This is a genomic window from Botrimarina sp. (assembly GCF_040219535.1).
GTDB lineage: Bacteria > Planctomycetota > Planctomycetia > Pirellulales > Lacipirellulaceae > Botrimarina.
Genome location: NZ_JAVJSH010000029.1, coordinates 16066 through 28726, shown reverse-complemented (window position 1 = coordinate 28726; position 12661 = coordinate 16066). Strand labels below are relative to the sequence as shown.

Below are 12661 nucleotides of genomic sequence, written 5' to 3'. Positions count from 1 at the left end.
CTTCGCGTGGCAGTGGGGGTCCATTGGGCCGGAATCGTCTCATTCTGCATCGCCCACCCTTTGCTTGCCATAAACCGTTTCCGCACAGGCGTTTACGTTCCTTGTAGGCGTGTGCCGCCGCTCCTACTATTCGACGCAAGAGGGTGGTGTGCTGGTCGGTGAGCCCCGGGTAGCACGCCACTCGCCGCGACGCCGCATGGCTTCGCAGAATCTTTTCTATCTCGCGGAACGAGAGAGGAGGCCAACCATGAGCTTGGCAGAGAATTACGTTTCTGGCGCCGTCTTCAGCGTGGGCCGCTCGGCGGACTCGAACGAGAAGGCGTCCGCATTGCGACGCGGCACGGCGACGCCAACCGAGTCGCTGCCGAACCGACGGCACCGCATCGCCGAGGTCCGCCGGCAGCAGGGCGTGTCCGTACGCAGCGCCGCCCGAAGGATGGGCGTGCCGATGCAGCAGGTGCGCGCCGAGGAGCGCCCCGACAGCGATCTCAAGCTGAGCGACCTGGCGCGGTGGGAGCGGGCGCTCGAGGTTCCCCTCAGCAACCTGCTCGTCGATGACAACGCGCCGCTCTCGGAGCCGGTGATGAAGAGAGCCAAGTGGCTCCGGCTAATGAAAACGATCAAGGCCCTAGTCGAGCTCAACGCTTCGCCGGCGGCTACTCGGATGGCGCAAATGCTCGAGCAACAGGTGGTCGACGTCGCGCCCGAGATGGCGGACGTGGGAGCTTGGCATTCGGTGGGGCAGCGACGCACCCAAGACGAGATGGGCCGCGTTGTCGAGAACACGCTGCCGCGCACGTTCGCCCGCGACGGGCTACGTTGAACGGCTGCTCATCATCTCCAACAGCTCACGGTGCAGTTCGGCCGTCGAGGCGACCAGGTAGTCCGCTCTCCAGACATCGAAGGGCCCCCCCGCACAATTGCTCACCGTGGCCCCCGCTTCGGCAGCGATCAACACCCCCGCCGCCGCGTCCCACGGGTAGATGACATGCGCCCAATGGGCGTCGAGGCGGCCGGCGGCCACATAGGCCAGGTTGAGAGCGGCGGACCCGGTCCGGCGCACCGCGCGGGCCCGTTCGAGCACGTCGACGAACGCGGCGATGTCCGGCGAATCGCCGGTCACCTGCGGCGGCAGGCTGACCGCGACTAACGACTTTCCGAGCGACGCGGCGCCGCTGACCTGCAGTGGCGTGTCGTTGACCCAAGCGCCGCCGCCGCGGCTCGCCGAGAAGATTTCCTCCCGGAGAGGGTCGTAAATGGCGCCGGCCACTGGCTGCCCGTCGATGACAGCCCCGACGCTTGTGGCGAACGCCGGGAAGCCGTGGACGTAGTTCACCGTGCCGTCGAGCGGGTCGACGATCCAACCGATTTCACCAGGACCCGGCCGGGTCTGGTCGACGCCGATCTTCTCTTCCCCGACGAAGTGATCGTCCGGCCTCCGATCGGCTAGCAACTTGCGTACGGCTTCTTGCGACGCGAAATCGGCGTCGGTGACCAGGTCGGCGGGCCCCTTCTCTTTCGCGGTGAAGCGCTCTCGCCAAGCTAGCAACGTCTGCCCTCCGAGGCGGGCCGCCTCCACGGCGATCTCTCTCAGGCTGTCTGGCGTCCAATCTTCGAGGGCTTCTGAGGCCATGGGCGAAACTCAAGCAGGGGAGCAGGCCCGCTTGGCGGAGCGGGGGGAGCGGCTGAGCGGAAACTGTAGGGGAATTGCCGGATAGTCAACCCTCTGAACCGCCGTAATCCCGCACGGAAAGCCAAGCTGCGAGATTTTCTCCCCGAGGGCCGCAAAAGTGTGGACACGGCCGGGCATTCTGTTATTATCCCGGGTGGTTCGGAGAGGCCGAGCCAATGGAGTTTCCCGCTCATCTGCGGGAGGCGATTGCCTAATCCCTTTTATCCCGGTCCCGAAGCGAAGGCCTCTTCTCTGTTCCGGCCCCGTCGTTGCACCCTCGGGTGTGCGGCGGGGTTTTTTATTTGCTCTCCACGCCGCAAAGCGGCGTTCGGAGGGGACACTCCCCGGCCGCCAGCCGGTCCCCGCTCGCCCGACCATTGCGCCTCCGGCGCCGGCTCGAACCGGATCGAGGGGCCACGACGACCCGCGGGACCTGCCGCCGGGGCGTCGATCCGCTAGCCAGCACAACGAAGGAATGCAGGACCCGACAGCCCCCCTTCCAGCGCGGTGGACGACGGCCCCAGGCTACGCGGAGCTCGCGCTCGGCTCTCTGTCCGCTCGCATCGATCCGTCACGTCCCGAAGCCGGCTTACGACTGGTGACTCGTGGCGGTGACCTGGTCGCCGCTGGGGTTTTGGGCGCGTCGCCGCCGATGGGAAGCTTCTCCCCATCCATTGAGGTGTTCGCGCGCGAGGAGGACTTGGTAGCCGTTTACCCGGCCTCCACCGACTATCCCTTCAGAACCACACTCCAGTGGTCGGGATACCTCGACTCGGGTTGGCATCGCATCACCCTCACACTCTCGCTGCAGACCGACCTGCTCGACGCCCGCCCCGAGCTCGTGCTCTCGAGTCCGGCCGAGGATGTGCCGGAGTGCCTCGCAGGCGGGTTATGGGTTATCGTGCGTGACAGCGACAAGACCGTCGCGATTGCCCCGCACCCTTCCGACGCGGTCGACGCGACGGTGCGCGTGGTTGGCGACGCTTGCATCGTGGGGCTGTCGCCACCGTTCCTAGAAAAAGGCGTGATACGGCGCTGCCGCGTGGCCGCGTTCGTCGCGACCGACAAGGCCAATGACCACCGCCTCGCGGCCGCCCTCGCCGCGTTCGACGCGACACCGCCGCCGCTTACAGCGTGAACTTCGGCAACGTGAGATCCCCTGGCCCACCGGCGCCGGCCGACACTCTGACGTAGCCCTGTTTGATCTCGATCTGGTAAGGCTCGCCGTTGAGCGGGCACACCCGGAACGGTGGCGTCCGCAAGCCCGCCGCGGCAGACAGAGCGATCGTCCAGACTTCGCACCGTGCGCGGTCTGCGGCAGCGATCCGCGTCGCTTCTTCGAGGTCGGTCAAGAACAAGCGCTGGGCGAAGAGCGGCTCCGCCTGGTCCGCCACCCGGAAAGCTTCGGAAACCGCGTCCGTACGCGCGTGATACGGCGTGTCGGCCGCATCGATCAGGCCGCTCAGCACTTCCAGGTAAACGACTTCGTCGGCGTCGATCCTTTCGTCGCTCGCCGAATTCAGCTCGACGAGTTGGTTCTCCTTCTCGAGCCGATCGCGTTCCTCGGGCGACACGAGCCGGTCGAGCCAACCGATGCGGATCGCCTCGTAAGCGTGCACGACCGTGGCTCGTTCGCCGATGAGCATCCGCGTGTCGGATGGCCAGTCGGCCAAACTGTCGCGGAGCCGGCCGTAGACCACCTCCGCCGCTCCCCCATCCCAGAGCCCTTCTAGAGCCAAGCGCCGGAACGCGGAGAGCGTCTCCTCCCGGATCGAGGCGGCGAGCACGCGAGCTTCGATACGCCCGACTGTCGACAGGCTGTCCGCCAATCGGAGCGAACGCTGAACGTGCTCCAGCGCAGCCGGCGCTTCGTCCGGCGCCGTCGCCGCGAGCGCTGCCGCCAACAGCAACCGGCTCGCCAATCGGGCGTCGTCCAAGTATCTCATGCGGGCGAAGAAGCCCCACCGGTGGCCGACATCCCACTGGCAGTCGGGCCGATCGACCACGCGGCGCGTCTCGTCCAGCAATGCGGCGTGGCGGTGGAGCAACTGCCGCCGCTCAGCCGCATTGGACTCCGGCGCCAGCACCCGCTGGAGCACGGGCGCTAAGGCCGCGTGGGTCTTGGCGGAGTAGGCGTCGGCGAGACCCGCGGCGACATTCTGCCATTCGGAGCCGAGAGGCGAATCGAGCTGCGCCGGAAGCCCCCCCTGCTCGCCGATACTGTCGAGGAGCTCGACCAGCCGAGGATTCGCCGACGCGCGAGCCCCGCTCGGGTGCTGCAGCTTCGCGAACTGCACTTCAAGCTTCGAGTCGCCGCAACCTATTGCTAGAGCGACGACCCAGACACAGCAGTGCGCGGTCGCAAGCTGGCGAAGGGCCATTTGTCGGAGCCTCCTGCTCCCCGAGCCGATCGGCTCAGTTGTTGCGGCGCGCGGCGGGTCGCCGGCTCTTCTGCCGCGCCCCCGACGCCCCCTCGCCCCCGCCCGTCCGGTCGGTGGTGGGGCAGAGCTTCGCTAGGTCATTGAACTCAACCAGCTCAGCGATGCCGGCGGCTGCGATCTCGCGGCCGCTCACGTACTTGCCGGGGTTGATCCACTCGTCCATCAGCTTCGGGTCGACACCGAACATCTGGGCGAGCAGCTCGTCCATCTGCTTCTCGAGATCGCCGAAGTGTCGCGCCCACTCGGCCGCCTCCGCGAGGCCCACGTTCTCTTCGCTCTGCCACCGCATCGGGTGGAACAGAAGGACGCTGTAGGGCGTGACGATCCTCCGCTCGCAAGCGGCAAACGGCCACAGCGTCGCGGAAGAGCATTCGCCGGTCACGATCCCGGTCGCCCGCAGGCGCCGGAGTTTGATCAGCGACATCAGCGACATCGCGCAGTACGGGCTGCCGCCAGGCGAATCGAAATAGATCGTGCACTCTTCGCCCGGCGCCACGCCGAGCAGCCGATCGGTCAGGTCGCCCTCGCTATCGGTCAGGTCCCCGACCATAGCGATCTCGAGCGGGGCGTCTCCTTCTGGGCCCTCGTCGTCCGGGCCTTCGTCGTAGGGAACGGTTCTCATCGGCGTGGGGTCGCTGACGCTGGGAGGAATGCGGCGACCAGCCCGAATGGGTGGTCGGGCCGCCCGGGTTGCGGGTAGCCGGCTCGAATTGCGGTAGCTTGCAGTCTAGGGAAGAAGTGCGGAACACTCTAGTTTTTGCGGAACAAGAAAGGCGAGACCAATCCCTCCCAGGGCGTCAGATCCTGCGTAACCGGCGCCAGCGACGCTGTCGCCTGGCTCACAGACCGCCTTCGGGCGAGTCGAACCCTTGTCGATCGCGGAGGGTGTCCATGCCTATTCAGTGCCTCTGTCCGAATGGACACCCGCTGCGCGTCGCCCGCCGTTTGGCTGGCTCAAGAGTAGTTTGCCCCGCGTGCGGGATCGAGGCAGCCGTCCCGGCGGCGCAGCCGTCCCTTTCCGGCCCGACGCCGCCGCTTCCTCCCGAACTCTTCCCGCCCCTCGACGACCCAGAGGCCGTCGAATGGCGGCTGGCCATGCCCGGCGGCGAGCAGCATGGGCCGACCGTGCCGGTCATTTTCGCCCAGTGGATTGTCGCCGGCCGGGTGCCGCCCGACGCGCTCGTCTGGAGAACCGGTTGGGAGCAATGGCGAACCGCGCAGGAGGCCATCGCGGAGCTGCCTGCGCCGCTGCCGGTCGGCTTCGAGGCGGGCGACCCGCCGCCGCAGCGCGGGCAGGCGGCCTCGGCGGGTGCGGTGTCCGAGCCGGAGTCTGCCGGGGCGCCGCCCCCCAGGCTGGACCAGCGGCTCGGCGGATACGCAAAGCGTCGCGAGCTTCAGGCACGGCGTCGGCGGTGGACCGTCGTCATCCTAGCAGTCGCTTGCGTCGGTCTTGCCGCTATGCTGGTCTGGCTGGCGCGGTCCGGCCCGCCCGCCGGCGCACCGGTCGTCGCTCCCTAGCCATCAACTCGAGAGCCGTTCCCTCATGAGCCGACTTTCAAATCTCCGCCCCGTCTGCGGGATGCTCCTTCTCGTCGCGGCGGCAGCAGCCACCGCGCACGCCCAGCAGCACGCCGCCGCTGACGACGCCGCCAAGCAACGGGTCGAGCTCGCCGGCGGGAGGTTTGTCGCCGCGGCGCCAGGTGCGTGGCAGGTGGTCGAGCCCAAGATGCAGATGATTGAGAAAGAGTTCTCGATCCCCGCCCCGCAGGGCGCCGACGCCGAAGCAGCCCGCCTGACCGTGATGACCGCTGGCGGCAGCGTCGAGCAAAACATCGCCCGCTGGATCGGGCAGTTCCAAGGGACCGAAGGGGGCGCCGATCGCTCCCAAGCAGACACCGAGCAGCTAGAAGTCGACGGGATGAAAGCGACCGTTGTCGACATCTCCGGAGTGTACCTGCAGAGCGCGGGCGGACCCTTCGGGCCGAAGACGCCCCGCGAGGGCTGGCGGATGCTTGGCGCAATCGTCGAAACGGGCGGCGCCGGCAACTACTTCTTCAAGATGGTTGGTCCGGAACAGGTGGTCGGCCCCGCCGCCCACGGCTTCAAGCAGATGATCTCCTCGCTCGAGAAGAAACCGTGACCGATCGAGCCGACCCCGCCGCGACCGAGCGCCTGTGGGCGCCGTGGCGGCTGGGCTACATCAAGGGGGCCGAGCAGCCCGAGCCCCCGCCCGAGCCAAGAGCGTGGCGCCCCGGCGCGGAGCGCGGATGCTTCCTTTGCCGGGCGGCGGGCGAACCGGCAGAGGCCGAGGCCGATCGGCGGTCGCTGGTGCTCGAGCGCGACGGCCACGTCGTGACGCTGCTCAACCGCTACCCGTACAGCAACTGCCATTTGCTTGTGAGCCCCCTGCGACACGTCGCGGAACTGGCCGACCTGTCCGATGAGGAGCACCTGGCGGCGATGCGTGGACTGAGCCGCCTGACCTCAGCGCTACGCGAGCAGATCGGCGCGCGTGGGTTTAACGTCGGCTTGAACCTCGGGTCGATCGCCGGCGCCGGCGTGCCGGGCCACCTTCATTGGCACTGCGTGCCCCGTTGGCCCGGCGACCACAACTTCATGCCGACGCTCGCGGGCGTGCGAGTCATCCCACAATCGCTCGAAGCCGCTTGGGAACTGCTCCGCAATGCGATCGCGGAACACTGACCCGTGCTCTGATCGGTCCGCGGTCGTCGGGGATTTCATAACGCGTTCGGACGCGTGAGCGGACGCAGGCGGACGCGAGCGTGTGGTGAGGAACTTGGTCGATCGATTGATGAATCACGTCGAGCGCGAAGGCGTCCTGCTGGCGCCGTACGCGATGCACGCGGTCGATTCGGCCGGTCGAGCAACCCCCGAGCCGGACCACGCCTACCGCTCGCCGTACCAACGCGACCGCGACCGGATCACGCATTCTTCGGCCTTCCGCCGGCTGAGCCACAAGACGCAGGTCTTCTCGCGCGACTTCGACACGCTCGACACGGCTCGAACTTTCGGCTCATGGGGGGACTACTACCGCTCCCGGCTAACTCACACGCTCGAGGTCGCGTCGATCGCCCGCACGCTAGCGAGAGCACTGCGTTTGAACGAAGACCTCGTCGAGGCGCTCGCGCTGGCGCACGACGTCGGCCACCCTCCATTCGGGCACGCTGGTGAGGAGGTGCTGGATCAACGGCTGGCCGGCGCCGGCGGGTTCAACCACAACCATCAAGCGGTGCGGATTTTCACACGGCTCGAGCGGAGGTACCCCGACCGGCCGGGGTTGAACCTCTCGGCCGAGGTTCTGGAAGGCCAAGCGGCCCGAGCCCTGAAGCCCCGCGCCGGCGCGGCGAAAGGCGAACCCCCGCGCGTGCGGCCTGCCTCGCCGCTCCTCGAGACTCAGGTCGTCGACGCGGCGGACTCGATCGCCTACGACTCGCACGACGCGGACGACGCGCTCGAGCTCGGCCTGCTGTCGTTGGCCGATCTCGAGGAGGCGAGCTTTTGGCGCGAGTCGGTCGCCAGGATGCAGCGGCGCTACGCGGCTCTGGACGAGGCGGACCTCCGCCGCGCGACCGTCCACGACCTGATCGACCGGCAGGTGAGCGACCTTTACGAGATGGTCTCGCGCGAGGTCCATGACCGCGGGCTCGACTCGACCGCCGCCGTGAGGGCCGCCGGCCCGATCGCGCGTCTGTCGCCGCAGGTCAGCGAGCAGGTCGAGGAGCTCGAGGCGCTGCTCTTCGCCCGCGTGTACCGCCATCCTCAGGTGCTCGCGCACCGCCGCCAAGCCTCGGCCGCCTTGGCGGAGTGGTTCGACTACTGGCTGGCCCGCCCCGACTCCCTTCCCCCCTTGTTTCGCAAGATCGCCGACGAGGAGTCGCCCGAGCGGGCCGTGGCCGACTGCCTGGCGAGCCTGACCGATCGCGCCGTGCTGCGTCGCCCGCCCGGGTGACCCCGGGGCGGTGCGGCTCGTGCGGGCTGGGACAAATAGAGCGGCGAGCGGCCCCTCGCCGCGTCGGCCCGGCGTCTGCTTGCGCTGTTCCGGCGAGCGCGGGCCGTTAAACTACCTGCATGCCCGCCCGAAGCGGCCGGGCCGCCAGCCGGCCGAAGAGCCCTCCTTCCACCGCGGCGCCGCGCCGCCCGATCCCCCATGCCGCTACTGATCCTCAGGCTCGTCTTCCTGATGATCGCGTCGCGTATCGGCTACCAACTCGCGTCCTCGGACATCCCGCTGAGCGAGTCGCCGCTGCTGGGTTGGATGAGCTTCTTCGGAGTGATGGGGTGCGCCGGCGCGGTGATCTACGCCGACACGCAGATCCGCAACAAGCGGCTGGACGTGATCACGGCCGTTTACTTCGGCCTGCTGATCGGGCTCTTCTTGACCTATGTGTTCCAGCTGGCCCTCGCGCCGATCCTGCCGACCTCCGAGGAGCTCAGGGAGTTCGTCGAGATCCTCCAGCTGGCACTCGCGTCGATCGTTTGTTATTCTTGCGTGAGCGTGCTGCTCCAGACGCGGGACGACTTCCGCTTCATCATCCCGTACGTCGAGTTCCAGCGCAAGGCGAAGGGGCTGAAGCCCTTGGTCCTTGACACGAGCGCGATCATCGACGGCCGGATAGCCGACGTGCTCGAGACAGGCGTCATCGAGAACCAACTCGTCATGCCGCAGTTCGTTATCGCCGAGCTGCAGCACATCGCCGACCACAGCGACCGCGAACGCCGCATGCGCGGCCGCCGCGGCCTCGACGTCCTGAACCGCCTCCGCAGCGACAAGAACATCGACCTGGTTGTGTTCGACCGGGAGTTGCCGGAGTTCCGAAACCAACCGGTTGACCAGAAGCTGGTGCTCCTCGCGAAGCACCTCGAGGGCAAAGTGGTCACCAACGACTTCGCGTTGAACAAGGTCGCGAAGGTCCAGGATGTCGGCGTGCTGAACCTGAACGAGCTAGCGAACGCCCTCAAGCCGGTGTTCTTGCCGGGCGAGGAAGTCACCGTACGCGTGAGCAAGCCCGGCGAGGAGTCGCACCAGGGCGTCGGGTACTTGGACGACGGCACCATGGTCGTCATCGAGAACGGTCGCGGGCACCTGGGCGAGCAGGTCGGCGCGACGGTCACGAGCGTGCTGCAGACCAACGCCGGGCGGATGGTTTTCGCCCGTTTCGAGCGTTCGATGCCGGAGGCCGCGGTCAGCAAAGACGCCGCGGCCGACGCCGAGCTGGCGGACTCGACCTAACGCTGCGAAGCTCTGCTCGTTTCGGGTCCCGGGGCATCGACGATCGCCGCCAACAGCTGGCGGAGTTCTGCGGCCACCTCCGGATAGCGCTGCGAGAGATCGGTCGCCTCCGACGGGTCCTCGCCCAAGTGGAAGAGCGCGCCCCGGTCGCCGATGTTCGCCGTCGTCCAGGGACCCAGCCGCTCGCGGGTTGGACCGGGCGAGACGTACTTCCAGTCGCCCTTGCGTAGGGCGAGGCCGTTCGCCTCGTGCACCAGGAAGGGTCGGCCCGATCGGTCCTCCCCGAGGAACGCATCGAGCTCGTTGCGGCTGTCGGTGAACGCGCCCTCCGGGATGTCCGCGCCGACGAGCGTCGCCAGCGTCGCGGCGAGGTCGACTTGCCCGAACAGCGCCGGCGAGACCTCGCCGGCCGGCGCGTGGCCCGGCCACCGGACCAACAGCGGCACGCGCGTCCCCCCCTCGAACTTGGAATACTTGCCGCCGCGGAAGGGCCCGGCCGGCGTGTGCCGGCCAAGCTGCTCGTTGGCTCGGTCGGCGTAGCCGTCGTCGAGGACCGGACCGTTGTCCGACGTGAACACGACCAGCGTGCTGTCCGCCAAGCCGAGCTCGTCGAGCCGGCGCAACACCTCGCCGACACACCAGTCGAGCTGCGCCATCGCGTCGCCGCGCGGGCCGAGGCCCGTGGCGCCGACGAATCGCGCGTGCGGCACGCGTGGCACGTGGACGTCGTGCGTCGAAAAGAACAGGAAAAACGGGGCATCGCGGCGGCGCTCGATGAACTCGATCGCCTTGGACGTGATCACGTCGGCCATGTCCTCGTCGACCCACCGCGCGCTGTGGCCCCCCGACATGTAGCCGATCCTGGATATCCCATTGACGACCGTCTGGTCGTGCCCGTGGGTGGTTTGCTGCTTCAGCAAATCCGGCCGCTCCCGACCGGTAGGGTCGTCGCCTACCGGGTGGTCGTAGCTAACCTGGATCGGGTCGTCCGGGTCCAGGCCCACGACGCGCCCTTGCTCGACATACACGCAAGGGGTCCGGTCGCCCGTGGCGGGGATCAGGAAGTGGTAGCCGAAGCCGACCGCCTCGGGTCCGGGGTGGATCGAGCCGTTCCAATCGATCGGCCCGTCGCCCAGCCCCAAGTGCCACTTGCCCACGACGGCGGTGTCGTAGCCGACCGAGCGGAGCCGGCCCGGCAGCGTGGCCGTCGCCGGGTCGATGATCAGGTTCGACGCGCCCGAGCGGATGCCGGTGTCTTGTCGGCGGAACGCGTACTGGCCGGTCAGCATCGCATACCGCGACGGCGTGCAAGTTGCCGCCGACGCATGCGCGTCGGTGAAGCGCAGGCCTTCGGCCGCCAGGCGGTCGATGTTCGGCGTGGGGAGCGTCTGCTGGCCGTAGCACGACACGTCGCCGTAGCCGACGTCGTCCGCGTAAATCAGCACGATGTTCGGACGATCGGCCGCCAAACAAGCGCATGCTGTGGCGGCGGCAGTGACATACGCGATGGTGAGGCGGAACACGGACTGGACTCCTGCGATAGGGGCGTGCTTCAGTGCGGGGTCGAGCCGGGCCGAGTCTTCGAGGCCGTCTCGTCGAGGGGCACGGTCTTGGGCCATCCGGCGAACTGCTCCGCGTCGGGCGAGGTGACGTCGGCGGTTCGCGGCCAACACTCGAAGGTCGCGGCGCCATCCGCCTTGTTGAACCGGACCAGCCCGTACCCCGCCCCGCGGTCCTGCGACTCGGGGTTGGCGTACGCGTGCATCGTGATCGGGTTGCCAAAGCCGTCGACGAACGACCCAGTTTCTGCTAACTCGGCGCCCTCGATGGGCTGGCCCCGGCGCGACTCCTCCAGCGGCGCCCACCAGCGGCCGTAGATCGTGTTGACGATCGCCGGCGAGGCCATCGCCCAGGCCGCGCCCCCGCGGTCGGGCAAGCCGTACTCTAGGAGCATCGCGATGTGCTGGTCGCCGGCCAGGTGCACCGCGCCCGCGTCGACCAACAGGCCCACCGCTTTGTCGCGACCGGTCTGGGGCCAGCCATTGGAGTCCATGTCGGCGTACAGGCGGTTGTCGTTCGAACCGTGCAGGTGAGGACCGCCGCAAAAGACGGTCTGCGAGAGCAAGACCTTCGGACCGCCGCTCCGATGGTCCTGGGCCCATCCACGCAGGAACTCGAGCTGCCGCTCACCCAGAAGCGTGAGCCCCGGCGCGTCGAGCGCCCGAGGGTCGTAGTCGGGCGTGGCGACGTGGTCGGGCCGGGGCCCGTATTCCGGGAGCTTGCCCGCTGGCCCCGACTTGAACTTCCGGTCTTCCACGATGGCGAAGTCAACTCCGCCCCATAGCAGCCGCGTGAAATAGACGCCGAGGCCGCGGCTTATCGGCTCGGGATCCACCGGGTCCGGCAGGTGCGCGGTCTGACAGCGCTCGACCATCCTCACGTACTCGGGGTGAAACATGTAGCCCCCATCGGCCCCGTCGCCGCGGCGCGACAGCTTGCCCCCCTCGCCCCACAGGTTCGGCTGGCCGATGTCGTGGTCGTCGGGGATCGTCACGCACGGCCGGTCCCGTAGCACGTCGCGGAACTGGAGGCCGAACGACAGCCAAGCGGCCGTGTGCTCGCGGTGGTCGTAGGACTGGTCGCCGGCGAAGAAGAGCAGGTCGGGGTTGTGCGCGCGGAGGTTGCGCACGTACTCGGGCCGGCGGCCCCGGTCCTTCCGCGAGTTGCACGACAGCACAGCGACGCTGAACGTGTCCGAAGCTTTCGGGTTCTTTCGGACAACGCCCTCGAACATCGCCGACTCGCCGTGCCGGATCCGGTAGGGCACGCTCTGTGAGTCGTCCCACCCATCGATGCGGAAAAGGGCCGACCAACCCAGATCGTTCACCTCTGCCGTGCCGATCTCTTCCCACCCCCGGCCGTGGTCGACCTCGAGCCGCACGGTGCGGGTTTCGTTCGGGTAGAGCGGAAAGAGCTGGGCGCTGAGCTTGAGCGTCCCCTCGGAGACGGTGTAGAGGCCGAACGCGACAACCTCGTCGCGGGGCGGGCGCACGTCGATGATTTCCGACCTGGGCCGGTTCCACCAGTCGTTAACGCAAATCGTGTCGAGCCGCGTGAACGGCGCGACGACCGACGGCTCGCCGCGATCGTCTTGCCCGAAGCACGCCGCGCCGACGCAACAAAGGGCCGCTGCCCTCGCAGCAAACCAACCAGCCGCTATGGGCATCGACCTTGGCTCCTCGAACGATCTGTTTATTGCAGATTCAAACGACTCGATGAAAACGGCCGCCATCCGAC

At 68.1% G+C, this 12661-nt stretch carries 12 protein-coding genes; 7 read left to right on the top strand and 5 right to left on the bottom strand.

Annotated features, from left to right (window positions below; translation table 11 throughout):
* Positions 1-247 precede the first annotated feature (247 nt).
* Positions 248-823, top strand: coding sequence for a helix-turn-helix domain-containing protein (locus tag RIC11_RS16315; RefSeq protein ID WP_350213201.1), 576 nt, complete (start codon positions 248-250; stop codon positions 821-823).
* On the opposite strand, the gene RIC11_RS16310 is transcribed toward RIC11_RS16315, so the two are convergent.
* Complete coding sequence (locus RIC11_RS16310) at positions 815-1633, bottom strand: inositol monophosphatase family protein (protein WP_350213199.1); 819 nt, start codon at positions 1631-1633, stop codon at positions 815-817. The two genes, RIC11_RS16315 and RIC11_RS16310, sit on opposite strands and share 9 nt — an antisense overlap.
* Before the next feature lie 514 nt (positions 1634-2147).
* On the opposite strand from RIC11_RS16310, the gene RIC11_RS16305 reads away from it, so the two are divergent.
* The gene (locus tag RIC11_RS16305) at positions 2148-2810 is read left to right on the top strand and encodes a hypothetical protein (protein ID WP_350213197.1); all 663 of its coding nucleotides are present in this window, start codon (positions 2148-2150) and stop codon (positions 2808-2810) included.
* On the opposite strand, the gene RIC11_RS16300 is transcribed toward RIC11_RS16305, so the two are convergent.
* Together RIC11_RS16300 and RIC11_RS16295 are read right to left on the bottom strand one after the other, a co-directional pair.
* Positions 2800-4053 (bottom strand): hypothetical protein, encoded by a 1254-nt coding sequence (locus tag RIC11_RS16300; protein WP_350213195.1) that lies wholly within the window; start codon positions 4051-4053, stop codon positions 2800-2802. The genes RIC11_RS16305 and RIC11_RS16300 overlap by 11 nt on opposite strands.
* Positions 4054-4087: 34 nt before the next feature.
* Positions 4088-4735, bottom strand: coding sequence for an ATP-dependent Clp protease proteolytic subunit (locus RIC11_RS16295; RefSeq protein ID WP_350213194.1), 648 nt, complete (start codon positions 4733-4735; stop codon positions 4088-4090).
* A gap of 473 nt (positions 4736-5208) precedes the next feature.
* On the opposite strand from RIC11_RS16295, the gene RIC11_RS16290 reads away from it, so the two are divergent.
* From RIC11_RS16290 to RIC11_RS16270, 5 genes are all read left to right on the top strand, one after another.
* A complete protein-coding gene (locus RIC11_RS16290; RefSeq protein ID WP_350213192.1) occupies positions 5209-5631 on the top strand; it encodes a GYF domain-containing protein in 423 nt (140 codons plus the stop codon).
* Between the two features lie 61 nt (positions 5632-5692).
* A complete protein-coding gene (locus tag RIC11_RS16285; protein WP_350213190.1) occupies positions 5693-6253 on the top strand; it encodes a hypothetical protein in 561 nt (186 codons plus the stop codon).
* The gene (locus RIC11_RS16280; RefSeq protein WP_350213188.1) at positions 6250-6816 is read left to right on the top strand and encodes an HIT family protein; all 567 of its coding nucleotides are present in this window, start codon (positions 6250-6252) and stop codon (positions 6814-6816) included. Before RIC11_RS16285 ends, RIC11_RS16280 begins: the two co-directional genes overlap by 4 nt.
* Positions 6817-6925: 109 nt before the next feature.
* The gene (gene dgt / locus RIC11_RS16275; RefSeq protein ID WP_350213186.1) at positions 6926-8083 is read left to right on the top strand and encodes a dGTP triphosphohydrolase; all 1158 of its coding nucleotides are present in this window, start codon (positions 6926-6928) and stop codon (positions 8081-8083) included.
* A 198-nt stretch (positions 8084-8281) separates the two neighbouring features.
* Positions 8282-9364 (top strand): PIN/TRAM domain-containing protein, encoded by a 1083-nt coding sequence (locus tag RIC11_RS16270; protein WP_350213184.1) that lies wholly within the window; start codon positions 8282-8284, stop codon positions 9362-9364.
* Here the strand turns inward: RIC11_RS16270 and RIC11_RS16265 are convergent.
* Together RIC11_RS16265 and RIC11_RS16260 are read right to left on the bottom strand one after the other, a co-directional pair.
* A complete protein-coding gene (locus RIC11_RS16265; protein ID WP_350213182.1) occupies positions 9361-10887 on the bottom strand; it encodes a sulfatase family protein in 1527 nt (508 codons plus the stop codon). The genes RIC11_RS16270 and RIC11_RS16265 overlap by 4 nt on opposite strands.
* Positions 10888-10916: 29 nt before the next feature.
* Entirely contained in the window at positions 10917-12590 is a 1674-nt protein-coding gene (locus RIC11_RS16260) for a metallophosphoesterase family protein (protein ID WP_350213180.1), read from the bottom strand.
* Positions 12591-12661: the final 71 nt, after the last annotated feature.

Bases quoted from the DNA above. Each gene is read 5' to 3' on its own strand.
- RIC11_RS16270 (WP_350213184.1), top strand. From the start codon at position 8,282: ATGCCGCTACTGATCCTCAGGCTCGTCTTCCTGATGATCGCGTCGCGT.
- RIC11_RS16290 (WP_350213192.1), top strand. From the start codon at position 5,209: ATGCCCGGCGGCGAGCAGCATGGGCCGACCGTGCCGGTCATTTTCGCC.
- RIC11_RS16300 (WP_350213195.1), bottom strand. From the start codon at position 4,053: ATGGCCCTTCGCCAGCTTGCGACCGCGCACTGCTGTGTCTGGGTCGTC.
- RIC11_RS16285 (WP_350213190.1), top strand. From the start codon at position 5,693: ATGCTCCTTCTCGTCGCGGCGGCAGCAGCCACCGCGCACGCCCAGCAG.
- RIC11_RS16305 (WP_350213197.1), top strand. From the start codon at position 2,148: ATGCAGGACCCGACAGCCCCCCTTCCAGCGCGGTGGACGACGGCCCCA.
- RIC11_RS16295 (WP_350213194.1), bottom strand. From the start codon at position 4,735: ATGAGAACCGTTCCCTACGACGAAGGCCCGGACGACGAGGGCCCAGAA.
- RIC11_RS16310 (WP_350213199.1), bottom strand. From the start codon at position 1,633: ATGGCCTCAGAAGCCCTCGAAGATTGGACGCCAGACAGCCTGAGAGAG.
- RIC11_RS16260 (WP_350213180.1), bottom strand. From the start codon at position 12,590: ATGCCCATAGCGGCTGGTTGGTTTGCTGCGAGGGCAGCGGCCCTTTGT.
- RIC11_RS16315 (WP_350213201.1), top strand. From the start codon at position 248: ATGAGCTTGGCAGAGAATTACGTTTCTGGCGCCGTCTTCAGCGTGGGC.
- dgt (WP_350213186.1), top strand. From the start codon at position 6,926: ATGAATCACGTCGAGCGCGAAGGCGTCCTGCTGGCGCCGTACGCGATG.